Source organism: Pseudomonas sp. 86_A (assembly GCF_017491705.1).
Lineage (GTDB): Bacteria > Pseudomonadota > Gammaproteobacteria > Pseudomonadales > Pseudomonadaceae > Aquipseudomonas > Aquipseudomonas koreensis.
In genome coordinates this window covers 138,278-160,389 of sequence record NZ_JAFGYS010000006.1, presented here as the reverse complement: position 1 = coordinate 160,389, position 22,112 = coordinate 138,278, and the positions used below count along the sequence as shown (strand labels likewise).

27 protein-coding genes and 3 tRNA genes are annotated in these 22,112 nt (G+C 60.0%); 19 read left to right on the top strand and 11 right to left on the bottom strand.

Annotated elements, in window-relative coordinates; translation table 11 throughout:
• The first annotated feature begins 248 nt into the window (after window positions 1-248).
• Both J5M57_RS11170 and J5M57_RS11165 read left to right on the top strand, forming a co-directional pair.
• A complete protein-coding gene (locus tag J5M57_RS11170; protein WP_003225385.1) occupies window positions 249-431 on the top strand; it encodes a DUF6026 family protein in 183 nt (60 codons plus the stop codon).
• A gap of 199 nt (window positions 432-630) precedes the next feature.
• Window positions 631-2,379: a phosphoethanolamine transferase CptA gene (locus J5M57_RS11165; RefSeq protein WP_207848523.1), complete on the top strand. Its 1,749-nt coding sequence runs from the start codon at window positions 631-633 to the stop codon at window positions 2,377-2,379.
• A gap of 342 nt (window positions 2,380-2,721) precedes the next feature.
• Here the strand turns inward: J5M57_RS11165 and galU are convergent, their stop codons facing one another.
• Window positions 2,722-3,561 carry a UTP--glucose-1-phosphate uridylyltransferase GalU gene (galU, locus tag J5M57_RS11160; RefSeq protein WP_007912230.1) on the bottom strand — a complete coding sequence of 280 codons (840 nt, stop codon included), beginning with the start codon at window positions 3,559-3,561 and terminating at the stop codon, window positions 2,722-2,724.
• A gap of 258 nt (window positions 3,562-3,819) precedes the next feature.
• Between galU and J5M57_RS11155 the strand changes: the two genes are divergently transcribed.
• Both J5M57_RS11155 and J5M57_RS11150 read left to right on the top strand, forming a co-directional pair.
• Entirely contained in the window at window positions 3,820-4,005 is a 186-nt protein-coding gene (locus J5M57_RS11155; RefSeq protein ID WP_007964653.1) for a hypothetical protein, read from the top strand.
• Window positions 4,006-4,157: 152 nt separating this feature from the next.
• A complete protein-coding gene (locus tag J5M57_RS11150; RefSeq protein WP_082920317.1) occupies window positions 4,158-4,445 on the top strand; it encodes a hypothetical protein in 288 nt (95 codons plus the stop codon).
• Between the two features lie 3 nt (window positions 4,446-4,448).
• Here the strand turns inward: J5M57_RS11150 and J5M57_RS11145 are convergent, their stop codons facing one another.
• Both J5M57_RS11145 and J5M57_RS11140 read right to left on the bottom strand, forming a co-directional pair.
• Window positions 4,449-4,679: a hypothetical protein gene (locus tag J5M57_RS11145; protein WP_007964656.1), complete on the bottom strand. Its 231-nt coding sequence runs from the start codon at window positions 4,677-4,679 to the stop codon at window positions 4,449-4,451.
• A gap of 72 nt (window positions 4,680-4,751) precedes the next feature.
• Window positions 4,752-5,108 (bottom strand): hypothetical protein, encoded by a 357-nt coding sequence (locus J5M57_RS11140; protein WP_169841599.1) that lies wholly within the window; start codon window positions 5,106-5,108, stop codon window positions 4,752-4,754.
• A gap of 212 nt (window positions 5,109-5,320) precedes the next feature.
• Here J5M57_RS11140 and J5M57_RS11135 point away from each other — a divergent pair, with 212 nt between their 5' ends.
• From J5M57_RS11135 to ada, 4 genes are all read left to right on the top strand, one after another.
• Window positions 5,321-5,623, top strand: a complete 303-nt coding sequence (locus tag J5M57_RS11135; protein ID WP_024164475.1) for a DUF1883 domain-containing protein — start codon at window positions 5,321-5,323, stop codon at window positions 5,621-5,623.
• Window positions 5,624-5,653: 30 nt separating this feature from the next.
• Complete coding sequence (locus tag J5M57_RS11130; RefSeq protein ID WP_099093332.1) at window positions 5,654-5,824, top strand: hypothetical protein; 171 nt, start codon at window positions 5,654-5,656, stop codon at window positions 5,822-5,824.
• 47 nt (window positions 5,825-5,871) lie between these two features.
• Window positions 5,872-6,537, top strand: a complete 666-nt coding sequence (gene alkB, locus J5M57_RS11125) for a DNA oxidative demethylase AlkB (protein ID WP_207848603.1) — start codon at window positions 5,872-5,874, stop codon at window positions 6,535-6,537.
• Window positions 6,538-6,622: 85 nt separating this feature from the next.
• On the top strand, window positions 6,623-7,690 hold the full coding sequence (gene ada, locus J5M57_RS11120) for a bifunctional DNA-binding transcriptional regulator/O6-methylguanine-DNA methyltransferase Ada (protein ID WP_207848524.1): 1,068 nt from the start codon (window positions 6,623-6,625) through the stop codon (window positions 7,688-7,690).
• Here the strand turns inward: ada and J5M57_RS11115 are convergent.
• Window positions 7,687-8,145 carry a GyrI-like domain-containing protein gene (locus J5M57_RS11115; protein ID WP_207848525.1) on the bottom strand — a complete coding sequence of 153 codons (459 nt, stop codon included), beginning with the start codon at window positions 8,143-8,145 and terminating at the stop codon, window positions 7,687-7,689. The two genes, ada and J5M57_RS11115, sit on opposite strands and share 4 nt — an antisense overlap.
• A 62-nt stretch (window positions 8,146-8,207) precedes the next feature.
• Window positions 8,208-9,191, bottom strand: coding sequence for an MDR family oxidoreductase (locus J5M57_RS11110; protein ID WP_207848526.1), 984 nt, complete (start codon window positions 9,189-9,191; stop codon window positions 8,208-8,210).
• A gap of 251 nt (window positions 9,192-9,442) precedes the next feature.
• Here J5M57_RS11110 and J5M57_RS11105 point away from each other — a divergent pair, with 251 nt between their 5' ends.
• The 11 genes from J5M57_RS11105 (at window position 9,443) to J5M57_RS11055 (ending at window position 18,254) form a co-directional block, all read left to right on the top strand.
• The gene (locus J5M57_RS11105) at window positions 9,443-10,507 is read left to right on the top strand and encodes a nitronate monooxygenase (RefSeq protein WP_207848527.1); all 1,065 of its coding nucleotides are present in this window, start codon (window positions 9,443-9,445) and stop codon (window positions 10,505-10,507) included.
• 167 nt (window positions 10,508-10,674) lie between these two features.
• The gene (modA, locus tag J5M57_RS11100) at window positions 10,675-11,442 is read left to right on the top strand and encodes a molybdate ABC transporter substrate-binding protein (protein WP_207848528.1); all 768 of its coding nucleotides are present in this window, start codon (window positions 10,675-10,677) and stop codon (window positions 11,440-11,442) included.
• Window positions 11,443-12,123, top strand: a complete 681-nt coding sequence (gene modB, locus J5M57_RS11095; protein WP_207848529.1) for a molybdate ABC transporter permease subunit — start codon at window positions 11,443-11,445, stop codon at window positions 12,121-12,123.
• Between the two features lie 3 nt (window positions 12,124-12,126).
• On the top strand, window positions 12,127-13,206 hold the full coding sequence (modC, locus tag J5M57_RS11090; RefSeq protein WP_207848530.1) for a molybdenum ABC transporter ATP-binding protein: 1,080 nt from the start codon (window positions 12,127-12,129) through the stop codon (window positions 13,204-13,206).
• Window positions 13,207-13,275: 69 nt separating this feature from the next.
• The gene (locus tag J5M57_RS11085) at window positions 13,276-14,304 is read left to right on the top strand and encodes a DNA topoisomerase IB (protein WP_083369004.1); all 1,029 of its coding nucleotides are present in this window, start codon (window positions 13,276-13,278) and stop codon (window positions 14,302-14,304) included.
• A gap of 146 nt (window positions 14,305-14,450) precedes the next feature.
• The gene (locus J5M57_RS11080; protein WP_207848531.1) at window positions 14,451-16,076 is read left to right on the top strand and encodes an ABC-F family ATP-binding cassette domain-containing protein; all 1,626 of its coding nucleotides are present in this window, start codon (window positions 14,451-14,453) and stop codon (window positions 16,074-16,076) included.
• A gap of 70 nt (window positions 16,077-16,146) precedes the next feature.
• On the top strand, window positions 16,147-16,377 hold the full coding sequence (locus J5M57_RS11075; RefSeq protein ID WP_207848532.1) for a hypothetical protein: 231 nt from the start codon (window positions 16,147-16,149) through the stop codon (window positions 16,375-16,377).
• A gap of 123 nt (window positions 16,378-16,500) precedes the next feature.
• The gene (locus tag J5M57_RS11070; protein WP_007964939.1) at window positions 16,501-16,731 is read left to right on the top strand and encodes a hypothetical protein; all 231 of its coding nucleotides are present in this window, start codon (window positions 16,501-16,503) and stop codon (window positions 16,729-16,731) included.
• A 107-nt stretch (window positions 16,732-16,838) separates the two neighbouring features.
• Window positions 16,839-17,123: a hypothetical protein gene (locus J5M57_RS11065; RefSeq protein WP_083369001.1), complete on the top strand. Its 285-nt coding sequence runs from the start codon at window positions 16,839-16,841 to the stop codon at window positions 17,121-17,123.
• A gap of 199 nt (window positions 17,124-17,322) precedes the next feature.
• Complete coding sequence (gene msrA, locus J5M57_RS11060; protein ID WP_064587705.1) at window positions 17,323-17,829, top strand: peptide-methionine (S)-S-oxide reductase MsrA; 507 nt, start codon at window positions 17,323-17,325, stop codon at window positions 17,827-17,829.
• 263 nt (window positions 17,830-18,092) lie between these two features.
• Window positions 18,093-18,254, top strand: coding sequence for a hypothetical protein (locus J5M57_RS11055; RefSeq protein WP_169841590.1), 162 nt, complete (start codon window positions 18,093-18,095; stop codon window positions 18,252-18,254).
• A gap of 209 nt (window positions 18,255-18,463) precedes the next feature.
• On the opposite strand, the gene J5M57_RS11050 is transcribed toward J5M57_RS11055, so the two are convergent.
• The 6 genes from J5M57_RS11050 to uvrY form a co-directional block, all read right to left on the bottom strand.
• A tRNA-Leu gene (locus J5M57_RS11050) sits at window positions 18,464-18,550 on the bottom strand.
• Window positions 18,551-18,744: 194 nt separating this feature from the next.
• Window positions 18,745-18,818 (bottom strand) — tRNA-Cys (locus tag J5M57_RS11045).
• A gap of 46 nt (window positions 18,819-18,864) precedes the next feature.
• Window positions 18,865-18,940 (bottom strand) — tRNA-Gly (locus J5M57_RS11040).
• A gap of 60 nt (window positions 18,941-19,000) precedes the next feature.
• Window positions 19,001-19,561, bottom strand: coding sequence for a CDP-diacylglycerol--glycerol-3-phosphate 3-phosphatidyltransferase (gene pgsA, locus J5M57_RS11035; protein ID WP_007965084.1), 561 nt, complete (start codon window positions 19,559-19,561; stop codon window positions 19,001-19,003).
• 32 nt (window positions 19,562-19,593) lie between these two features.
• Window positions 19,594-21,417, bottom strand: a complete 1,824-nt coding sequence (uvrC, locus tag J5M57_RS11030) for an excinuclease ABC subunit UvrC (protein ID WP_207848533.1) — start codon at window positions 21,415-21,417, stop codon at window positions 19,594-19,596.
• Window positions 21,418-21,419: 2 nt separating this feature from the next.
• Window positions 21,420-22,061 (bottom strand): UvrY/SirA/GacA family response regulator transcription factor, encoded by a 642-nt coding sequence (gene uvrY / locus J5M57_RS11025; RefSeq protein ID WP_024012761.1) that lies wholly within the window; start codon window positions 22,059-22,061, stop codon window positions 21,420-21,422.
• Window positions 22,062-22,112: the final 51 nt, after the last annotated feature.

Sequence of the window (22,112 nt, the reverse complement as noted above, 5' to 3'; positions counted from 1 at the left end):
AATGTGTGTCATTGGTTATAGCCCAACGCGACTGATGGAGGTTAGTCCAGAGCGTTGCGATGAAGTTTCCGGGCATTGTGCCCGATCCAGACTGATAACGTCGGGAAACGTGCCGAAGACACACCGACCATGAAAAATAAAAAAGTTCCATTCATGGACAAAAGAAATCAAAATTGGCGCCGATAGCAAGTCAGTAGCCCTGAACCGGGGACGATTTGCAGTTGAGACAGCCATTTGCGAGGTGAGCAATGGGCACAGTACACACAGCAATGCCGCCACAAACCCTGTACGTCACGATCCGTCGCGATGAATTGCGCCAGTTGAAAGACGAGCGCGACCAATTGAAACAGGAGCTGGCGCAGCTGCGCTCGCTGACCCAGGGCGCTCAGCCCAAACCTCTGCCGGTTGTCCAGCGCAACCCGCACGCCTGACCTGCCCCGCCAGCTTCGGGAACGGCGCCCGTCGTTCCCGACATCATGCGCCCCTGCTCCTGATCAGCAACTAACGAACTTTTCACACAGCCTTCGTGATACTCCGACCCATTCTGGCCGTGCGTTTGCGCGCGGCTTCCGTTCGTCGGTTTGATGTAGCGTCCCGGCGGTGGTTAGTGACGATGAGCTGGAGTGCTGAATGGCATTGTTCAAACGCAGCAAAACGACTGCGACAGGTTTCGACTGGGCCGGTGTTCTCTGGCTGTTCGCGTTCTTCTGGTATTTCTCGGGCATCACCCAACTGCTGATCCAGCTGACCGGCACCTCCGGTTTCAGCGGATTCCGTCAGGCCTTCGTGATGAGCGCGGTCTGGCTCGCACCGATGCTGCTGTTCCCCAAACGCACCAAACTGCTGGCCGCATTGATCGGTATCGTGCTCTGGGCCTGCTCGATGGCCAGCCTGGGCTACTTCTTCATTTATCAGCAGGAATTTTCGCAAAGCGTCATCTTCATCATGTTCGAGTCGAACGTGTCTGAAGCCGGCGAGTACATGACCCAGTACTTTGCCTGGTGGATGATTCCGGCGTTCCTCGCCCATACCGCGTTTGCCTACTTCCTGTGGACCCGCCTGCGCCCGGTGTACATGCCGCGTGGCCGCGCGTTTGTCGCCGCGATGGCGATTCTGATCGCGGTTGTCGGCTACCCGCTGATCAAGCAGACCCAACGCACCGGCAGTTTCGCCGGTGGCTTCGAGAAGTTCGAAGACCGTATCGAGCCGGCAGTGCCTTGGCAAATGGCCGTGGCTTACCACCGTTACCTCGACACCCTGGCCGGCATGCAAGACATGCTGCACAGCACGAGCAAGGTCCCGCCACTGCACAACCTCAAGGCTGCCGATGCCGATAAACCGTCGACCCTGGTGCTGGTGATCGGCGAGTCGACCAACCGTCAGCGCATGAGTCTGTATGGTTACGGTCGCAAGACCACGCCGGAACTGGACAAGCTCAAGGACCAGCTGGCGGTGTTCGATAACGTCATCACTCCGCGCCCTTACACCATTGAGGCGCTGCAGCAGGTCCTGACCTTCGCCGACGAAGAAAACCCGGATCTATACCTGTCCACGCCGTCGCTGGTCAGCATGATGAAACAGGCCGGTTACAAGACGTTCTGGATCACCAATCAGCAGACCATGACCAAGCGCAACACCATGCTCACGACGTTCTCCGAACAGGCCGACGAGCAGGTTTACCTGAACAACAACCGCAACCAGAATGCCGCGCAATACGACGGTGACGTGATCGAGCCGTTCAATAAAGCCTTGACCGACCCGGCTCAGCGCAAGCTGATCGTCGTGCACCTGCTCGGCACGCACATGAGCTACCAGTACCGTTATCCGCCAACGTTCGACAAGTTCCAGGATCGCGAAGGCGTCCCGGCCGGCGTGCGTGACGATCAGGTTCCGACCTACAACAGCTACGACAACGCAGTGCTGTACAACGACTTCGTGGTCTCGAGCCTGATCAAGGACTACGCCAAGTCCGATCCGAACGGTTTCCTGCTGTACCTCTCCGACCACGGTGAAGACGTATTCGACTCAGTTGGCCACAACACCTTGGGCCGTAACGAGAACAAACCCACCGCGCCGATGTACACCATCCCGTTCATGGCCTGGGCTTCGCCGAAATGGCGCGAGACCCATGACTGGAACTTCGCCGCCGACCTGCAGCGTCCGTACAGCAGCTCGCACCTGATTCACACCTGGGCGGACATGGCCGGTTTGAGTTTCGATGAACTTGACCGCAGCAAGAGTCTGGTCAGCGACAGCTTCAAGCCGCGTCCGCTGATGATCGGTAACCCGTACGAGCGCGAGCAACGGGCCTTGATCGATTTCAGCCTGATGAAGCCGAAGAAGGTCGACCCTGCCGCAGCGAATGTCGTGCAGCAGTAAACGTATAGAAGGCGCCGGTTTCGAGAGATCGCAATCGACGTAGCGCATAAAGAAAAAGCTCCGTATCGCAAGATACGGAGCTTTTTTCGTTCAGGGCGAATAGGTTGTTCGCTCTTGCGGGCCTCTGATGCGCGGCCTGAAGGCAATCGGGACAGGAATCACGCTGCCGCATCCCTCCCCCTCGAAAAAGCAGCCAGCGCGCTCAGAGCCACCGCCAGTAAAACGCGCTGCCGGACTCCAGGGTTTTTCCAGCACAAAAACAAACGCCCCGAACAGGTCGGGGCGTTTGTGGGTGCAAGCGCCTGAGTGTTCTCACACCCGTGGCGCTGCAGATCGACGGTATCAGTAAGCTTTGCCGGTCTTGTAGAAGTTCTCGAAGCAGAAGTTGGTCGCTTCGATGTAGCCTTCAGCACCACCGCAGTCAAAACGCTTGCCTTTGAACTTGTAGGCCATGACGCAGCCGTTCTGGGCCTGCTTCATCAGCGCGTCGGTGATCTGGATTTCACCGCCCTTGCCTGGCTCGGTCTGCTCGATCAGGTCGAAGATGTCCGGGGTCAGGATGTAGCGACCGATGATCGCCAGGTTCGACGGCGCGTCTTCCGGCTTTGGCTTCTCGACCATGCTGTGAACGCGATAGATATCGTCGCGGATCATCTCGCCGGCGATCACACCGTACTTGCTGGTTTCCTGCGGATCGACTTCCTGAATGGCGATGATCGAGCAGCGGAACTGCTTGTACAGCTTGACCATCTGGGTCAGTACGCCGTCGCCTTCGAGGTTGACGCACAAGTCGTCCGCCAGCACCACGGCGAACGGTTCGTCACCGATCAGCGGGCGACCGGTCAGGATCGCGTGGCCCAGGCCTTTCATTTCGGTCTGACGGGTGTAGGAGAACGAGCACTCATCCAGCAGCTTGCGGATACCGACCAGGTATTTTTCCTTGTCGGTGCCCTTGATCTGGTTTTCCAGCTCGTAGCTGATGTCGAAGTGGTCTTCCAGGGCGCGCTTGCCACGACCGGTCACGATGGAGATTTCCGTCAGGCCAGCGTCCAGAGCTTCTTCAACGCCGTACTGGATCAGTGGCTTGTTTACCACCGGCAGCATTTCTTTGGGCATGGCTTTAGTCGCTGGCAGGAAGCGAGTACCGTAACCGGCTGCTGGGAACAAGCATTTCTTGATCATATAAGTCCTTGAAAGGGCTGTGTGTACGAGTTTCGGCGCAGTCTAATCAGGCGGCGTGCACCTTACAATGCCCCGCACTGGCTAACCGATGCCAACATAGAGAAATATTCTCGCCGATAGTTCCGTTGCCGTCTTCGAGCGGCGAAATCAGAGTAGCTCAAAGGCGCAGAGGCGCTGCATCACCATACGCTCATCGTCCCCCAATGTGAGCATTTGTCGGTATCATGGCGCCTTTGAACCAGCGAACGAGACAGATAGATGGCCGCGGTAAAAATCATCAACGGGTATGTGATCGACAAGAAAGACGGCAAGTGGAATCTGACCACGACCAATGGCGAACACATCGCCGGGCCTTTCGACAGCGAGCAGTTAGCGACTGATGTAGCGTCGGTGTTCACCGACACCCCGGCATCGTCGAAACGCCGTGGCAAAGATCAGGACTGATCGACGCCGACACGTACTGAGCCCTGCCTTTGCGCAGGGCTTTTTTCTGATCGTGCGAAAGTTCAGTGCAAACAAGTGGCCAATCGCTATAACCTTTTCATCGCGGCGCTGTCAGAGCGTTTAGCCCCTCCCTCGCTGAAGACGAAACACTTATGAACATGAACAGATTATTGCCGCTGCTCGCGGTATTGGCCCTCGGCGGCTGTGCCACCTCGCAAACCACCTACCTGAACAACGGCGAACAGGGCCTGACCATCGACTGCTCCGGCGAGGCCAACTCCTGGGCCACCTGCTACGAAAAAGCCGATGCCTCCTGCGCTGGCACCGGCTACCGCATTGTCGGGACCGATGGCACGCCAGCGCCGAAGGAAAGTGACAAGACCCTGGGGGTCGATGTCGGCAACTACAAGAACCGCAACGTGGTGGTGGTCTGCAAATAGACCCTACATGTGGATCTCGGCGAATTTGATCCCGAGCCCGCGCACGACCTCGATCAGATCGTCGAGCCGGGCGAAGGATTCGACTTCGTCGTTATCGTCCACCAGAAAATAGCTGCGCCCGGCGCTCTTCTTGAAAAATACGATCCATTCGCCCGAATTGGCCGGGTTCTGTATCACATGCGTGGCAGAAATCAGGCCTTCTGCGTGGCGCTCCCGTACTTGCTCTCGCTTCATGCGCGACTCCAGAAATGAAAATGCCGCCACAGCATGGCTGTGACGGCATCGGTGCTGATGACCAGTAGTCTATCAGCCGGAAATACACGCATTGGCGGCGTTTTGCACGTCACGCGGACGCACCGGCACATTGGACATACGCTCATGCAGCTTGATGCTGCTGCCGCCGGAACGGTCGTCGATATCAAACACCGCGGCCGCGCCGGTGGAAAATTTCCCGGGAACGATCACTCGAACGCCATCCTTGTGCGGCTGCATCTGCAGCGCACCCCGGCTGCTGGCAAGCTTCTCTGCCAGGCACTGAGCATATTCATGGGGTTTCTTGCCGGAAATCACGCTCATGGTCGGTAGCGTTTCATTGATTTCGGAAACACTCGCGCAACCACCCACGGCCAATATCAACGGCAGACACACCACACCCCACTTCATACAAACACCTCCCATAAAGACCGTCGGACAGCAGTAATGCCATTTTTCTCCGAGGCTCACTCCATTAAACCCGCATCGAATCGCGAATAACTGTTTTTAATTGTCAAAGCGGCGCTCGACGGCGGGATAATAACCCGTTCGGGCTGATAAACTGCGCCAATCGCACATGCTATCGTTTTGATTTAGTAGAAAAAGCCCTTTTGGAGGCGCCCATGAAATTCATTCACCAGCGCGAGCACCTCAATGAAGACGACATCGTCGTCATCCAATGCTCGCAGACCTGCAACATCCGTTTGATGAACGACGCCAACTTTCGCGCCTTCAAGAACGGCGGACGCCACACCTACCACGGCGGCGCTTTCGACACGTTTCCTGCACGCATCACCGCGCCGAGCACCGGTTTCTGGAACATCACCATCGACACCGTCAATCGCCGCGCCATCAGCGTCACGCGCAAACCGACCCTGACCCACTCGATCAAGATCATCCGCCGCTCCAGCTCCAAACTCAGCTGAGTCGGCCCAACGCAAAAGGTAACTACGCCCGTGGCCCCAACGACCAAATACGTCATCAAATACAAGCTCAACGGTGAGCGCCGCTTCGAGTTCGCGCAACTGGAGAATGGCACCGTGGAAGAAGCCAAGGCTGCGCTGGACGCCATCCACGGCCAGACGGAAGATGTGATCAGCGATATCGCCGTCAGCAAAGCCCTGTAACGCAATATCCTCCCAGGTATCTTCTTCGACGACGCAACATGGGCATCATGCAGCCGACCACCTTCGACCTGTTCGCCGACCACGAACCCGCGCAAGAACCCCGTGCCGAGCAGATCGGCGAACAGTCCTGGGTGTTGCGCGGCTTCGCCCTGCCGGTGGTCGATCAGGTGTTGCCGGCGCTGGACACCCTGCTCGCTGCCGCGCCCTTGCGCCACATGGTCACTCCGGGTGGTTTCAGCATGTCGGTAGGCACCAGCAGTTGCGGAGCGTTGGGCTGGATCACCGATCGCAGCGGTTATCGCTACAGCGCCATCGACCCGTTGAGCGGCAGGCCGTGGCCAGCGATGCCGCCGCTGCTGGTCGAACTGGCGCAAACCGCCGCGCAACGCGGCGGGTTTGCCGACTTCCACGCAGATTCCTGCCTGATCAACCAATATCTCCCCGGTGCGAAGATGTCCTTGCACCAGGACAAAGACGAACATGGCTACGCCGCACCGATCGTTTCGCTGTCGCTGGGCTTGCCGGCCATGTTCCTGTTCGGTGGTTTTGCCCGCAGCGACAAGAGCCAGCGCATTCCCCTGCTGCACGGCGACATGGTGGTCTGGGGCGGTGTCGATCGCCTGCGCTTTCACGGCGTGTTGCCGATCAAACCTGGCCGGCATCCAGCGCTGGGCGAACGGCGGATCAATCTGACGTTCCGCGTCGCCGGGTGATCTGAAAATTTGACCGCAAGGCGCGGAGTGTTGTCACCATTGCCGCCGGTTAACCTGAATCAAACAGGTCAACGGACTACTTGCCATGAAAAAGCTGTCGCCCCTCATCAACGTTGAAACCGATCCACGCTGGGCCGCCGTTGTTGCACGGGACCCACGGGCCGACGGGCAGTTTGTCTATGCGGTGAAAACCACCGGCATCTATTGCCGCCCCAGCAGCCTTTCGCGGTTGCCCAAGCCGCAGAACGTCGAGTTTTTCGACAACGCCGAAGCCGCCGAGGCCGCAGGTTATCGCCCGAGCAAACGCAGCCGGAAGGATCAGACCGACGTCGCCGCGCAGCATGCCGCCACCGTGGCGCTGGCCTGCCGGCAGATCGAAACCAGCGACAGCGTGCCCGCGCTCAACCAACTCGCCGAAGCTGCAGGCCTCAGTCCGTTCCATTTCCACCGCGTGTTCAAGGCGGCTACCGGCCTGACGCCAAAGGGTTACGCGGCGGCGCATCGCTCGCGCAGAGTACGTGAACGGCTGGCGGCCGGCGGTTCGGTGACTGCCGCGCTGTACGACGCGGGCTACAACTCCAACAGCCGCTTTTACGAGGCGGCTGACAAGGTATTGGGCATGAAGCCCGGTGACTATCGCGCGGCCGGGCGCAACAACGACATCCACTTTGCCGTCGGCGAGTGCTCGCTGGGGGCGATTCTGGTGGCACAGAGTGAGCGCGGTGTCTGTGCGATTCTGCTGGGCGACGATCCGCATCAACTGGTGTGCGACCTGCAGGATCAATTCCGCCAGGCCAACCTGATTGGCGCCGACGCCGGGTTTGAACAGTTGATCGCCAAAGTGGTGGGCTTCATCGAGGCACCCGCGCTGGGCCTCGATTTGCCACTGGACGTGCGCGGCACGGCCTTTCAGGAGCGCGTGTGGCAGGCGCTGCGGGAGATCCCCGCTGGCCGCACCGCCAGTTATGCCGAGATCGCCCAGCACATCGGCGCGCCGACCGCCATGCGCGCAGTGGCGCAGGCTTGCGGCGCCAACCGCCTGGCCGTGGCGATTCCCTGCCATCGCGTGGTGCGCAGCGATGGCAATCTCTCGGGGTATCGGTGGGGTGTGGAGCGCAAGCGCCAGTTGCTGGAGCGCGAAACGCAGCCTTAGCGGATGCCGATGCAGACCGCCACGGATTCAGGGCCGGTATAGGCCTCGAAATCGGTGGCGAAGCGGCGCTTGATCTGTGGATTCTCCTCAAAGAACGTCCAGATCCGTCCCCAGGTCGCAATGACCGCATCAGGCAACGCGCCCTGCGCCTCGAACACCAGATACTCACCCGCCTCGATCAGGACCGACTCGTAGCCCTCTGCCGCAGCATTCACGGCGACGCCGGCAGTGACATCGAACGCACCCGAAACATCCGACTCGTAGCCCGAGTACACGCCATAAATCGGCGAACTGGCTGACTTGCCGGGAATGTTTTCGGCCAGTTCCTGGTCGAAAAACTCGCCCCACATCGGGCCGATCTTCGCGGTCTCGGGTTGATGCTCTGCAGCGTTGGTGGTTCGCACGCGCAGGCCGGCAACGGTAAAGGCGTGGATTTGCTGTCGTTTCAAGTCCATCGAAAATGCCGCTCCCTAACATAGAAGTGCGGCCACCCAGGGCCGCAATGACCCCTACTCTGTCAGCGATTGACGTCGACCACAACCCTGCCGCGCAGCTGTCCGGCGAGCAGTTTCGGCGCCGCGTCGGCGGCTTCACTCAGGGCGATTTCGTGACTGATCAAGGGCAACAGGGCGAAGTCCAGATCCCTGGCCAGACGCTCCCAGGCCTCGATCCGCCGCGCCTTGGGCTGAGTCACGCTGTTGATCCCGGCCAGGGTCACGCCACGCAGAATGAACGGCGCCACCGATGCCGGGAAATCCATGCCTTGGGCCAGACCGCAGGCGGCGACGGTACCTTCGGCGCGGGTGCTGGCGCAGGCGTTGGCCAACGTGTGGCTGCCGACCGAATCGATCACGCCTGCCCAGCGCTCCTTGGCCAGCGGCTTGCCCGGCGCTGACAGTGTCGCGCGATCGATGATTTCGCTGGCGCCCAGTTGCTTCAGGTACGCATGCTCGGACACCCGCCCGGTGGACGCCACCACGCGATAACCCAGCTTGCTGAGCAAGGCGATGGCGAAGCTGCCGACCCCGCCATTGGCGCCGGTCACCAGCACTTCACCTTGATCGGCAGTCACGCCGTTACGCTCCAGCGCCAGAATGCACAGCATCGCCGTGTAGCCGGCAGTGCCGATGGCCATTGCTTGTGCGGCGCTGAAGGCTTTCGGCAGGGGAATCAGCCAGTCGCCATTGAGCCGGGCCTTTTGCGCCAACCCACCCCAATGACTTTCGCCCACGCCCCAGCCATTGAGCAGCACTTGATCACCGACCTTATAGTCGGGATGCGAGCTGACCTCGACCGTACCCGCGAGGTCGATCCCCGGCACCATTGGAAACTTGCGCACCACCGGGCTGCTGCCGGTAATCGCCAGACCGTCCTTGAAGTTCAGTGTGCTGTACGCAACCTTCACCGTCACGTCGCCTTCCGGCAACTGCGCTTCATCAATCTGCTGCAGGCTGGCGTGGTAACCGCTGTCGTCTTTGTCGATCAAAATGCCGTTGAACATGGCTGCCTCTCACTCAATGGATTCAAATCCTCGCGCCTTGGAATAACACAAAGCAACACATTGCCCCACCCGACTTTGCGCCAATTCTCAAATCCGCCAGCTCATTGTGAAGCGCAGACGGTCCTTATTGACGCTGCCCGCGCCCGACTGTCGATGCGCGGAAAATTCGCGCTGGCCCTGAGCGCGGTTTTACTGTTAAAAAACCGGTTCTACCGTCCCTGCCCCGCTTCATCGTTCGGAGAACCGCTTCCATGAGCCAATGGCCTGACACCCGTATCCTTGATCTGTTGGGCATTGAACTGCCGATCATCCAGGCCCCCATGGCCGGTGCCACGAACTCGTCCATGGTGATCGCCGTGTGCAACGCGGGCGGCCTGGGGTCGATGCCTGCGGCGATGCTGAGCATCGAGCAGTTGCGCGAAGAACTGAAGACCATTCGCGAGCAGACCCGCAAACCGTTCAACGTCAATTTCTTCTGCCATCAGCCGCCGGCCGCCGATGAACAGCGAGCGCGTGAATGGAAACTTCTGCTGGAGCCGTACTACCGCGAACTGGGCGTCGATTTCGAGGCGCCGACACCGGTTTCCAACCGGGCGCCCTTCGACGCGGCAGCGTGCGCTGTGCTGGAAGAATTTCGCCCGGAAGTGGTGAGCTTTCATTTTGGTCTGCCAGAAAAATCCCTGCTGGATCGGGTCAAGGCCACCGGAGCAAAAATCCTCTCCTCCGCCACCACCGTCGAGGAAGCGGTGTGGCTCGAGCAGCATGGCTGCGATGCGATTATCGCGATGGGTTACGAGGCGGGCGGGCACCGTGGGATGTTTCTCAGCGATGACTTGAGCAGCCAGGTCGGCACCTTTGCCCTGGTGCCGCAGATCGTCGATGCGGTCAACGTCCCGGTGATTGCTGCTGGCGCGATTGCCGATGGCCGTGGTGTGGCGGCGGCATTGATGCTCGGTGCCTCGGCGGTGCAGGTCGGCACGGCGTATCTGTTCACGCCGGAAGCGAAAGTCAGCGCCTCCCATCACCACGCGTTGCGCAGCGCCAAGGAAAGCGAAACCGCCGTGACTAACCTGTTCACCGGACGTCCGGCGCGCGGCATTCTCAATCGGGTCATGCGCGAGATCGGGCCAATGTCGCCCAAAGCCCCGGCGTTCCCCCTGGCCGGTGGCGCGTTGATGCCGTTGCGCGCCAAAAGTGAAGCGCAGTTCAGCAACCTGTGGGCCGGTCAGGCGTTTCCGCTGGGCGAGGAGCTGAGCAGCGCTGATCTGACCCGGCAACTGGCCGAAGGCGGCCTGGCAAAACTGACTCGGCGCTGATCTGGCAAAGGGTGAGCGATGGCCGAACCTCACCCGGTTTTCATCAGCACTTCCTGTTTAGCGGCGTTTCGCTATATATTTCGCTATATAGCGTTTACCCCTCGCATCGGTGCAGTCCACGCCTAACAATAACTGCCCTCTGCACTCGCCCATGACGGAGCTGTTACATGACCACTCGTGCCTCACGTTTTGCCCCCACTTGCCTGGCCTCTTTGCTGGCGGTATTCGCTTGCAGCGCCGTTCAGGCCGATGAAGTGCAGGTGGCGGTTGCCGCCAACTTCACCGCACCGATCCAGGCGATTGCAGCCGATTTTGAGAAAGACACTGGGCACAAACTGGTCGCCGCCTACGGTGCCACCGGCCAGTTCTACACCCAGATCAAGAACGGCGCGCCGTTCGAAGTGTTCCTCTCGGCTGACGACACCACCCCGGAAAAACTGGAAAAAGAAGGCGACACGGTCAAAGGCTCGCGCTTCACCTATGCCATCGGCACCCTGGCACTGTGGTCGGCGAAAGAAGGTTATGTCGACGCCAAAGGTGAGGTGCTGAAAAAAAACGAATATCAGCACTTGTCGATCGCCAACCCGAAAGCCGCGCCTTACGGCCTGGCCGCCACTCAGGTGCTGGAAAAGCTCAAGCTGACTGAAGCGACCAAAGCCAAGATCGTCGAAGGCCAGAACATCACCCAGGCGTACCAGTTCGTGTCCACCGGCAACGCCGAACTGGGCTTTGTCGCATTGTCGCAGATCTACAAGGACGGCAAGGTCACCGGCGGTTCGGCATGGATCGTTCCGGCGAGCATGCACGACCCGATCAAACAGGACGCGGTGATTCTGAACAAAGGCAAGGACAGCGCCGCCGCCAAAGCGCTGGTCGAATACCTCAAAGGCCCGAAAGCCGCTGCGGTCATCAAGTCTTACGGTTACCAGCTCTAAATGTCGCTCTCGAGTGCCGACTTCGCGGCGATCTGGCTGACCCTGAAACTGGCGTCCCTGACCACCGCCATCCTGCTGGTCGTCGGCACTCCGATTGCCCTGTGGCTGTCGCGCAGCCGTTCCTGGCTGCGCGGGCCGATTGGGGCAATCGTCGCCCTGCCCCTGGTGCTGCCACCGACCGTGATTGGTTTCTATCTGTTGCTGATGATGGGCCCCAATGGTTTTCTCGGGCAGTTCACCCAGTGGCTGGGCCTGGGCACCCTGACGTTCAGCTTCACCGGGCTGGTGATCGGCTCGGTGATCTATTCCATGCCGTTTGTGGTGCAACCGTTGCAGAACGCGTTCTCCGCCATCGGCACTCGCCCGCTGGAAGTGGCCGCGACCTTGCGCGCCAATCCGTGGGACACTTTTTTCAGCGTGATATTGCCCTTGGCGCGCCCCGGTTTTGTCACGGCAGCGATCCTCGGTTTCGCGCATACCGTCGGCGAATTTGGCGTGGTGCTGATGATCGGCGGCAACATTCCCAACAAGACTCGGGTGGTCTCGGTGCAGATCTACGACCACGTCGAGGCCATGGAATACGCGCAGGCGCATTGGCTGGCCGGGGCCATGCTGGTGTTTTCGTTTCTGGTGTTGCTGGCGCTGTACTCCAGCCGCAAGACCCGCGTGGGCTGGAGCTGATCGATGATTGATGCACGTCTGAAAATCGCTTATCCGGGGTTTAGCCTGGATGTCGATCTGCGCTTGCCGGGGCGCGGCGTGACCGCGTTGTACGGTCATTCCGGTTCGGGCAAAACCACCTGCCTGCGTTGCATTGCCGGCCTTGAACGCGCCGAACAGGGATTCATCCAGGTCAACGACGAAGTCTGGCAGGACAGCGAACGGCGCATATTTGTCCCGCCACACAAACGGGCGCTGGGTTATGTGTTTCAGGAAGCCAGCCTGTTTGCGCACCTGTCGGTGCTGACCAACCTGCAGTTCGGCCTCAAGCGTATCGCCAAGGCCCAGCGCCGGGTCGACATGGCGCAAGCCACCGAACTGCTGGGCATCGGTCATCTGCTGGAGCGGCATCCGCAGCACCTGTCCGGCGGCGAACGCCAGCGTGTCGGCATCGCCCGTGCCCTGTTGACCAGCCCCAGGCTGCTGCTGATGGATGAGCCGTTGGCTGCCCTCGACAGCCAGCGCAAAAGCGAAATCCTGCCGTACTTGCAACGTCTGCACGATGAACTGGACATTCCCGTGCTCTACGTCAGCCACGCGCAGGATGAAGTCGCGCGGCTGGCCGACCACCTGGTTTTGCTGAGCGACGGCAAGGCCCTGGCCAGCGGGCCGATTGGCGAAACCCTCGCCCGCCTCGACCTGCCCATGGCGCTGGGCGATGACGCCGGGGTGATCATCGAAGGCCTGGTGAGTGCCTACGATGCCGACTACCAGTTGCTCAGCCTGCAACTGCCGGCGACCGAGATGAACCTTCGCGTGACGCACGCGCCGATGGCAGTGGGTCAGACCCTGCGCGCCAAGGTGCACGCCCGCGACATCAGCCTGAGTCAGCACAACAGCGAGGCCAGCAGCATCCTCAATCGCCTGCCGGTCACCGTCGTCAGCGAGCAGGCGGCAGACAACAGCGCGCATGTGCTGATTCGCCTGGATGCCGGCGGCACCCCGCTGTTGGCGCGGATTACCCGTTACTCTCGGGATCAGCTCGGCATCCACCCGGGCCAGCGTTTGTGGGCGCAGATCAAGGCCGTCGCAGTGCTGGCCTGAATTCGTTGGCACGACCGCCACGGCGCGCGGTCAATCGCTGTAACAGAGCGATTCGTCAAGGACACCGCCATGCCCGACACTGCCATTGCCGACGTGCTCCCACCGGACCTGCATTACGTCGACGACACCCAACCCGGCCTCACCCGCAAAAAACTGCGCGGCAAGTTCGCCTATTTCGATCCGGCCGGCCAGCGCATCACCGACCCCGACGAGATCAAACGGATCAATTCACTGGCGGTGCCACCGGCCTATACCGACGTGTGGATCTGCGCCGACCCGCGCGGCCACTTGCAAGCCACCGGCCGCGATGCCCGGGGCCGCAAACAATATCGCTATCACCCGCGCTGGCGCGAGGTGCGCGATGCCGACAAATACTCGCGCCTGCGGGAATTCGGCCTGGCGTTGCCAAAGCTGCGCAAACAACTCGAAACCTTACTGGACGCGCCCGGTTTCAGCCGCGACAAGGTGATGGCCACCGTGATCACCTTGCTTGACGCCACGTTGATCCGCGTCGGCAACACGCAGTACGCGCGCGACAACCGCTCCTACGGTCTGACCACCCTGCGCAGCCGGCATGTCGAGGTCAATGGCAGTGCGATCCTGTTCCAGTTCCGCGGCAAAAGCGGCGTCGAGCATCAGATCACCGTCAAGGATCGCCGCCTGGCGCGCATCATCAAGCGCTGCCTGGAAATTCCCGGGCAGAATCTGTTCCAGTATCTCGACGAAAACGGCGAGCGACACACCGTCAGTTCACACGACGTCAACACCTACCTGCAAACCCTCACCGGCGCCGATTTCACCGCCAAGGACTACCGCACCTGGGCCGGCAGCGCACTGGCCCTGTCGGTGTTGCGCGAATTGCAATGGGAGTCGGAGGCCGAGGCCAAACGGCATGTGGTGGACATGGTGAAGAACGTCGCCAGGCAACTGGGCAACACCCCGGCGGTATGCCGCAAGTGCTACATCCATCCGGCGGTGGTCGAAAGGTTCCTGCTGGGAGCGCTGGCCGAACTGCCGCGCCCCAGAGTGCGAAAAGGCCTGCGCTCCGAGGAGGTCGCCCTGGCAATGTTTCTGGAGCAGATGCTGGACGCGCCTTGATCAAGGCGCACAGCTGATCTAGGCTAGCCACCTTTCCCCTCTTCAGGACAACCGCAGAAAGTGAACAATCAAGCCTTCTGAAAATGTAATCGCGACATGCGCTGAAGCGCGCCTGTCACTGTTCACGACATTTTTCGGAGGTGCCGATGACTCACGTCTCGCGTACGCCTGCCCTCGTCTCCCTGCATCAAACGGCTTTTCAGTTCGCCAATGGCGAGACGATTTTCAACAACTTGAATCTGCAATTCGATCACACCCCCACCGCCATCGTCGGCCGCAATGGCGTCGGTAAAAGCGTGCTGGCCAGGCTGATTGCCGGACGCCTGCAACCGACTGCCGGCAGCGTCACCTGCACGGCGGCCGCGGCTTATGTGGCGCAAACATTCATCGCCGAACCGGGACAGACCGTGGCCGACGCCACCGGCACCGCTGCCGCCCTTCGAGCACTGGAACGCCTGCACCGAGGCGAGGCGGCGGCGGAAGATTTCGACTGCCTCGGCGAACGCTGGGACTTGCCCGAACGCCTGCGGCAATGGCTGGATGACGCCGGACTGGTGGATGTTGCACCTGCGGATTTGACCCAGTCGCTGAGCGGCGGCCAGCAAGCCCGGCTGGCGTTGATCGGCGCCTTCCTGAGTTCGGCGCACCTGCTGGTTCTGGATGAACCGACCAACCATCTGGACACCGCCGGCCGGCACTGGCTGATGAGTCAGCTGCAACGCTGGCGCGGCGGACTGATCGTCGTCAGCCATGACCGGCAATTGCTCGAACGCATGCAGCGCATCGTCGAGCTGACGCCATTCGGCGCCACGGTGTTCGGCGGCAACTTTTCCGCGTATCAACAGCAGCGGCAAATCCATCAGGCGGCGGCGCAAGCGACACTCGATCAAAGCCGAACCGAACGCCGCCGTGAACACCAGCGCCTGAAAAGCGAACACGACACCATCCAGCGCCATGCCGCGCGCTCCTTGCGCAACGCAAAAACCGCCAACGTTGCGGGCTTCGAACGCGCCAGCCTTAAACGTGCCGCCCGGCAGATCATGGGACAGGTGCGTCAAGGTCACCAGCAGCGTAAATCGGACCTCGATGCTCGGGTGCGTGAGGCCTACGCCAACGTACTCCCAGACGATGGAGTGTTGATGAATCTGCCCGGCAGCGCAGTCCCGACCTCACGCAAAGTCTGCACCTTGCAGGAGGTGCGTGTGCCATGGTTGCCCACGCAGGCGCTCAACCTGACGCTGAGCGGTCCTGTGCGCGTCGCAGTCAATGGCCCCAACGGCTGCGGCAAATCGACCCTGCTCAGACTGCTCGCCGGCGATCTGCCCCCCGTGAGTGGCGAGTGCACCACGCATGTGCCCGTGGTCTATCTGGACCAGCCACTGAAACTGCTGGATGACCACCTCAGCGTCATCGATCAGCTGATTGCGCTACACAGTCCGTTGAGTGAAAGCCAATTGCGCAGCCATCTGGCGCATCTGCAGCTGGACGCGCAGCGGGTGACCCGACCGAGCGGCTCGTTGAGCGGTGGCGAGCGCTTGAAAGCGGCGCTGGCGGTGGCGTTGTGGCGCCAGACACCGGCGCAACTGTTGCTGCTCGATGAGCCGAGCAATCATCTGGACCTGGCTTCGGTAGAGGCTTTCGAACAGGCCTTGCAGACGTTTCCCGGGGCAATTGTCGCGGTTTCCCACGATGCGGACTTTCTGCAGGCTTTGAAACCGACGCATCGCCTGGATTGGCATCACCAGGAATGGCGGCTGCAACCGACGAACTGACTGTCTATTTTTTGCACGATTGGCCAAGGCTTCTATAGTTGATCTGACACCTATTTGCTGGGGTGATGCCATGGAAGACATTTTTGTCGTCAAGCGCTGCAACAAGATCATCATCCACGGTCGCCGCGCCGGGGAAAGCCTGCATGAACCCGCCGAGGCCAGCTGTTGGTATCGAATCAACGACACCCGCACGGGCGGCTTCATCGGCGATGGCTACGACCTCGAAGAAGATGCGCGCCGCGAATGTCGTCGGCTCAATGCGGCCAGCGCACCGGTTGCGGCGCGACAGTCGTCCGGCTGATGCAAGTGACAGCTCGGGTCTATACTCAACTTCAGCTGACGGACCAGCGCCCCAACGGCAGAGAGCTCGCAGCCCGCGAGCTTTTTGCTGCCTCTCAACGGTTTGTCTGAACGGAGGTGTTCCATGTCCGAGAAAGAGTCCATCACCACCCTCCTCACCTTGCTCGACTCGCGTCAGGCGCGACTGGCCGCGGCCTGCAAGGAGATCGCCGACTGGGTCGATCACCAGGGCGGACATCCGACCGCCCTGCGCATCCGTGATCGCTTGAACGACATCGAAAAAGACACGCCGCTGATCCGCAGCACATTGTCTTCGCTGCAACCGGTCGAACGGCCTCTGCCGCGTTTCAGATGACTGCAGCGTGATAAACGACAGCCAGTCGGCCTACCGTCTGGCCGATGCACCGAACGCCCATGGGTGCGGGAGGTCATAACCTGTACACGTCACTCAGGAGACGGTTCATGGTTATCCATTTCAAAACAGACGGACATCTGGCTTGTGGTCACAAGGGCAGCAACCTTGCCTCGAGCCAGGAACTCAATCGCGTCAAGTGCCGCAGTTGCCGCAACACCGAGGCCTACAAAGAAGCGCGCAAAACCCAGCGTAATGCCGCCCGCCGCGTCGCCCGGCATGCCGGAGCCGACCACGGCGCGTCGGACTGGCGATCGGAATGGATCGAGCGCTTGACCGCTCTGGTCGGGCCGCAGCGCCTGCCACGAGGTTTTCACGGACAGGCGTTTGTCTAGAGACTTCAGGGACAGTTCAGTGCCCGTTTTAAACATTCACCCGTGCCTGAACTGATCCGAATTCTCGGTCCGCCCCCTGTAGCCCTGGTCTGAATCGCCGGGGCTTTTTTATGTCAGGTCACGCTGACTCCCTTGGAATTGGCCAGCGCGCCCTCATAACAATGGCCTTACCCACTGTCACCGAGAGGAAGCACAGATCATGACCGGACAAACCGAAACCGCCATTCTTGCCGGCGGCTGCTTCTGGGGCATGCAGGACCTGCTGCGCCGCTATCCCGGCGTGTTGCACACCCGAGTCGGCTACAGCGGCGGCGATGTACCCAATGCCACCTATCGCAACCACGGCACCCACGCTGAAGCCATCGAAATCGTCTTCGACCCGGCCGTGATCAGCTACCGGCAGATCCTTGAGTTCTTCTTCCAGATCCACGACCCCAGCACGCCCAACCGTCAAGGCAACGATCGCGGTGCCAGCTATCGTTCGGCGATTTATTACCTCAACGAACAGCAACGCGACATCGCCGAAGACACCGCTGCCGACGTCGACGCATCCGGGTTGTGGCCGGGCCGAGTGGTCACCGAAATCGAACCGGCTGGTCCGTTCTGGGAAGCCGAACCCGAGCATCAGGATTACCTGGAACGGATCCCGAATGGCTACACCTGCCACTTCATCCGCCCGAACTGGAAGCTGCCGAAGCGCGGCTGATAAAGCCCACCAGGCGCAGCGTTGGCCTCGATCAAGGCCAGCGTCTGACGCTTCGATTCACCGAATGACGAAACCCTCCTGTATCGCAAAAGATCTCTGGATGACTGCGCAGACCTTGTTTGCGCAGCTCTGGAATCGATCATTTTGGCGACCCCGCCGTAGCACAGTTCAAGCACCTAAAGATGAACATACGTTCATCGCAAGCATGACTCGAGGCGTCTACTCTGCGGGTTCCGACATAGTGACTACAGGAGTACCCCACCATGTTCTCGCACGAAAGCCTCCCGCTGATTGCCATTTTCACCATCTTGCTGCTATGCGTGCTGGCGGCGTTTTTACACCCGGTACACGCGTTCTTCAGTTGGCTGCGCAGGCGCAAGGACAGATCAAACGCCCGCACTGCAGAAGAGGTAGATTCGCGCTGAATGTCTGTCCCTGACAAGCCCGGATACCTCCGGGCTTTCTGTTTTCTGTCTGAACAACAGCCACAAAAAAGCCCAGCGCGGGCTGGGCTTGTTTTTTTGTCAACGGTATAAGCATCCGGGCCTTTATGAAGTAAAGTCCATTGAAAGTGGCGCCCCGGAAACAAACAAGGGCTTGCATCAGCTTTCGCTCGCAAACCCTTGATTTAAGATGGTGCCCGAAGCCGGAATCGAACCGGCACGCCCTTACGAGCGGGGGATTTTAAGTCCCATGCGTCTACCAGTTTCGCCATTCGGGCGGTAGCGCGGTGCGGCGCTCATATCAGTCATTCAACGTACTTGACCGTATTGAGCCTTGTGAAGCAGAGCGGGAAATATATACATCACGTCCCGTTGAAGCAAGTTCGCAGTGGCTGATTTCAAGACTAAATCTTGCAGCGCACTGGAAATAAAAAAGCTCCGTAAATCATCGATCTACGGAGCTTGTTTATAGTGGAGGCCGAGGTCGGAATCGAACCGGCGTAGGTGGATTTGCAATCCACTGCATAACCATTTTGCTACTCGGCCTCAAACGATCGCTGTCTAGTAGCACAACAACAACCGCGTACAAACTTGGAGCGGGAAACGAGACTCGAACTCGCGACCCCGACCTTGGCAAGGTCGTGCTCTACCAACTGAGCTATTCCCGCTTGGTGTGGCGCATTCTATAGATTTCAGATGCCCCGTCAACCCTTTGATTCAAAAAAGTTTTATTTCTTTTCAACGTCGGTTTTCAGATGTGGCCAGGCAGCCCGCAGGTATTGAACCATCGACCACAATGTCAGGCCTGCCGAGATCATCAGCAACGAGTAACCCAGCAAGACCCAGAAGCTGAAGTCGCGAGGATTGGCCAGCAGGATCACCAGCGCCAGCATCTGCGCCGCAGTTTTCCACTTGCCGAGATTGGACACCGCTACGTGGGCACGGGCGCCGAGTTCGGCCATCCACTCACGCAAGGCCGAGACGACGATCTCTCGGCCAATGATGACTGCAGCTGGCAGCGTCAGCCACAAGTTGCCGTGTTCCTGCACCAACAGCACCAATGCCACGGCCACCATCAGCTTGTCGGCGACCGGATCGAGGAAGGCGCCGAACGGCGTGCTTTGTTCCAGGCGACGCGCCAGGTAGCCATCCAGCCAGTCAGTGGCCGCCGCAAAGGCGAATACCGAGGCGGACGCCATGTAACTCCACTGGTAAGGCAGATAGAACAGCAATATGAAGATCGGGATGAGCAGGACGCGTAGAACGGTAATCAGATTAGGGATATTCATCGGCACAACTGGCTACGAGGTGAGTTGGCATTCTACTCGCTATGCAGGTTTGCATAAATCGACTCTGCGAGCTTTTTACTGATCCCCGGTGCTTTGGCGATCTCTTCGATGCTTGCACGAGACAGCTCCTGCAATCCACCAAAATGTTTCAACAAGTCCCGACGTCGGGTCGGTCCCACGCCCGCGACGCCTTCGAGCGTCGAAGTGCGGCGGGTTTTACCGCGCCGGGCGCGGTGTCCGGTAATCGCGAAGCGGTGAGCTTCGTCACGAATCTGCTGGATCAGGTGCAGCGCAGGCGAATCACCACGCAACGTGAACTCGTGCGCGGCATCATTAAGATACAAAGTTTCGAAGCCTGCCTTGCGCGTTGCGCCCTTCGCCACACCCAAAAGGATGAGATCAGGCACCGCCAGTTCATTCAACACGTCGCGAGCCATCGACAACTGACCCTTACCGCCGTCCACCAACAGGATGTCCGGCAACTTGCCCTCCCCGTCCTTCAGTTTGCTGAAGCGCCGGGTCAACGCCTGATGCATGGCCGCATAGTCATCGCCCGCCGTGACGCCTTCAATGTTGTAGCGGCGATAGTCGGACTTGATCGCGCCTTCCGGGCCGAACACGACACAGGAGGCCACGGTGGCCTCGCCGCTGGAATGACTGATGTCATAGCATTCCAGGCGCTGCGGCGGCTCATCCAGGTTCAGCACTTCCGCCAGCGCATCGAAACGCGCGGCGGTGTGTTGGCGGTTGGCCAGACGCGCCCCCAGCGCCTGCTCGGCATTGGTGACCGCCAACTGCTGCCAGCGTGCCCGCGTACCACGCACCCGGTGGCTGATGGACAGTTCGCGACCGCGCAACTCGTGGATGGCATCGATCAGTGCCGTCGCGTCTTCGGGGACCACGTTGACGATCAGTTCGCTCGGCAGGTCGCGTTCCGGACTGCTGATGAAGTACTGACCAAGAAACGCCGCCATGACTTCCGCAACGTCCTCTTCGATACCCACCTGCGGGAAGAAGTTCTTGCTGCCCAGCACTCGTCCGCCGCGCACGCTGATCAAATGAACGCAGGCGCCACCCGGATTGACGAAGGCGGCAACTACGTCGATGTCGCCAGTGCCGCCTTCCATGCTTTGCTGATCCTGAACCCGGCGCAGCAAGGCAATCTGGTCGCGCAGTTCGGCGGCACGCTCAAACTCGAGATTGATCGCGGCCTCTTCCATCGCCGTAGAGAGCTCATTGGTGAGCGCGTGACTGCGCCCCTCTAGAAACATCACCGAATGGCGAACATCCTCGGCGTAGACCTCAGGCTCGACCAGTCCGACACAAGGCGCCTTGCAGCGTTTGATCTGATACTGAAGGCACGGGCGCGTGCGGTTCTTGTAATAGCTGTCTTCGCACTGACGGACGAAAAAGGTCTTTTGCAGCAGACTGAGACTTTCGCGGATGGCCCCGGCGCTCGGGTAAGGGCCGAAATACTTGCCCTTGGCCTTTTTCGCGCCGCGATGAATGCTCAAGCGCGGGAATTGGCCGTCGGAAAGAAACACGTAGGGGTAGGACTTATCGTCGCGCAACAGAATGTTGTACGGCGGACGCCATTCCTTGATCAGCGTCTGCTCAAGCAGTAACGCCTCGGTTTCGTTGGCGGTGATGGTCGTTTCGACCTGAGCGATACGCCCGACCAGTGCAGCGGTTTTCGGCGCCAGACCGGTCTTGCGAAAATAGCTCGCAAGGCGCTTCTTGAGGTTCTTGGCCTTGCCGACGTACAGCAGGCGCGCATCGCTGTCGAACATGCGATAAACGCCGGGACGCCCACTGACAGTCGCCAGGAAGGCGCCGGAATCGAATGTTTCAGTCATGGTCAGGCGCTGGCATCAACCATGCCGTGGCGTACAGCCAGCAAGGTCAACTCGACATCGCTGCTGATCGACAGCTTTTCAAAGATCCGGTAGCGGTAGGTGTTCACCGTTTTCGGCGACAGGCAGAGCTTGTCGGAAATAATCTGCACCTTCTGACAGCCGACAATCATCAATGCGATCTGGATTTCTCGTTCGGACAGGGCATCGAAAGGCGAATCGTTGGTGGGCTGGAACGATTTGATCGCCAGTTGCTGGGCAATCTGCGGACTGATGTAGCGCTGCCCGGCAAAGACCAGCCGAATGGCCTGGACCATTTCCGGCAGACCCGCGCCCTTGGTCAGGTAACCGGCGGCACCGGCCTGCAGCAGACGCGTAGGAAACGGATCTTCCTCACATACCGTGACAGCAACGACCTTGATGTCCGGATGACTGCGCAACAGCTTGCGTGTGGCCTCAAGACCACCGATACCGGGCATCTTGACGTCCATCAGGACCACATCGGGTTTCAACTCACGGGCCTTGATCAGGGATTCTTCCCCGGATTCGGCCTGGCCAACCACCTGCAAGCCATCGATATCGGCCAGCATACGTGTAATGCCTGTACGAACGAGATCATGGTCATCGACCACTAGCACCCTAATCAAGCAGACACCTCGCGATATGGTCTTATTGGGATGCCCGACACCTTAGCAAAA

What these genes read in the sequence shown, in the direction of transcription:
- J5M57_RS11170 (WP_003225385.1), top strand. Translation starts at nt 249, where the DNA reads ATGGGCACAGTACACACAGCAATGCCGCCACAAACCCTGTACGTCACG.
- J5M57_RS11165 (WP_207848523.1), top strand. Translation starts at nt 631, where the DNA reads ATGGCATTGTTCAAACGCAGCAAAACGACTGCGACAGGTTTCGACTGG.
- galU (WP_007912230.1), bottom strand. Translation starts at nt 3,561, where the DNA reads ATGATCAAGAAATGCTTGTTCCCAGCAGCCGGTTACGGTACTCGCTTC.
- J5M57_RS11155 (WP_007964653.1), top strand. Translation starts at nt 3,820, where the DNA reads ATGGCCGCGGTAAAAATCATCAACGGGTATGTGATCGACAAGAAAGAC.
- J5M57_RS11150 (WP_082920317.1), top strand. Translation starts at nt 4,158, where the DNA reads ATGAACATGAACAGATTATTGCCGCTGCTCGCGGTATTGGCCCTCGGC.
- J5M57_RS11145 (WP_007964656.1), bottom strand. Translation starts at nt 4,679, where the DNA reads ATGAAGCGAGAGCAAGTACGGGAGCGCCACGCAGAAGGCCTGATTTCT.
- J5M57_RS11140 (WP_169841599.1), bottom strand. Translation starts at nt 5,108, where the DNA reads ATGAAGTGGGGTGTGGTGTGTCTGCCGTTGATATTGGCCGTGGGTGGT.
- J5M57_RS11135 (WP_024164475.1), top strand. Translation starts at nt 5,321, where the DNA reads ATGAAATTCATTCACCAGCGCGAGCACCTCAATGAAGACGACATCGTC.
- alkB (WP_207848603.1), top strand. Translation starts at nt 5,872, where the DNA reads ATGCAGCCGACCACCTTCGACCTGTTCGCCGACCACGAACCCGCGCAA.
- ada (WP_207848524.1), top strand. Translation starts at nt 6,623, where the DNA reads ATGAAAAAGCTGTCGCCCCTCATCAACGTTGAAACCGATCCACGCTGG.
- J5M57_RS11115 (WP_207848525.1), bottom strand. Translation starts at nt 8,145, where the DNA reads ATGGACTTGAAACGACAGCAAATCCACGCCTTTACCGTTGCCGGCCTG.
- J5M57_RS11110 (WP_207848526.1), bottom strand. Translation starts at nt 9,191, where the DNA reads ATGTTCAACGGCATTTTGATCGACAAAGACGACAGCGGTTACCACGCC.
- J5M57_RS11105 (WP_207848527.1), top strand. Translation starts at nt 9,443, where the DNA reads ATGAGCCAATGGCCTGACACCCGTATCCTTGATCTGTTGGGCATTGAA.
- modA (WP_207848528.1), top strand. Translation starts at nt 10,675, where the DNA reads ATGACCACTCGTGCCTCACGTTTTGCCCCCACTTGCCTGGCCTCTTTG.
- modB (WP_207848529.1), top strand. Translation starts at nt 11,443, where the DNA reads ATGTCGCTCTCGAGTGCCGACTTCGCGGCGATCTGGCTGACCCTGAAA.
- modC (WP_207848530.1), top strand. Translation starts at nt 12,127, where the DNA reads ATGATTGATGCACGTCTGAAAATCGCTTATCCGGGGTTTAGCCTGGAT.
- J5M57_RS11085 (WP_083369004.1), top strand. Translation starts at nt 13,276, where the DNA reads ATGCCCGACACTGCCATTGCCGACGTGCTCCCACCGGACCTGCATTAC.
- J5M57_RS11080 (WP_207848531.1), top strand. Translation starts at nt 14,451, where the DNA reads ATGACTCACGTCTCGCGTACGCCTGCCCTCGTCTCCCTGCATCAAACG.
- J5M57_RS11075 (WP_207848532.1), top strand. Translation starts at nt 16,147, where the DNA reads ATGGAAGACATTTTTGTCGTCAAGCGCTGCAACAAGATCATCATCCAC.
- J5M57_RS11070 (WP_007964939.1), top strand. Translation starts at nt 16,501, where the DNA reads ATGTCCGAGAAAGAGTCCATCACCACCCTCCTCACCTTGCTCGACTCG.
- J5M57_RS11065 (WP_083369001.1), top strand. Translation starts at nt 16,839, where the DNA reads ATGGTTATCCATTTCAAAACAGACGGACATCTGGCTTGTGGTCACAAG.
- msrA (WP_064587705.1), top strand. Translation starts at nt 17,323, where the DNA reads ATGACCGGACAAACCGAAACCGCCATTCTTGCCGGCGGCTGCTTCTGG.
- J5M57_RS11055 (WP_169841590.1), top strand. Translation starts at nt 18,093, where the DNA reads ATGTTCTCGCACGAAAGCCTCCCGCTGATTGCCATTTTCACCATCTTG.
- pgsA (WP_007965084.1), bottom strand. Translation starts at nt 19,561, where the DNA reads ATGAATATCCCTAATCTGATTACCGTTCTACGCGTCCTGCTCATCCCG.
- uvrC (WP_207848533.1), bottom strand. Translation starts at nt 21,417, where the DNA reads ATGACTGAAACATTCGATTCCGGCGCCTTCCTGGCGACTGTCAGTGGG.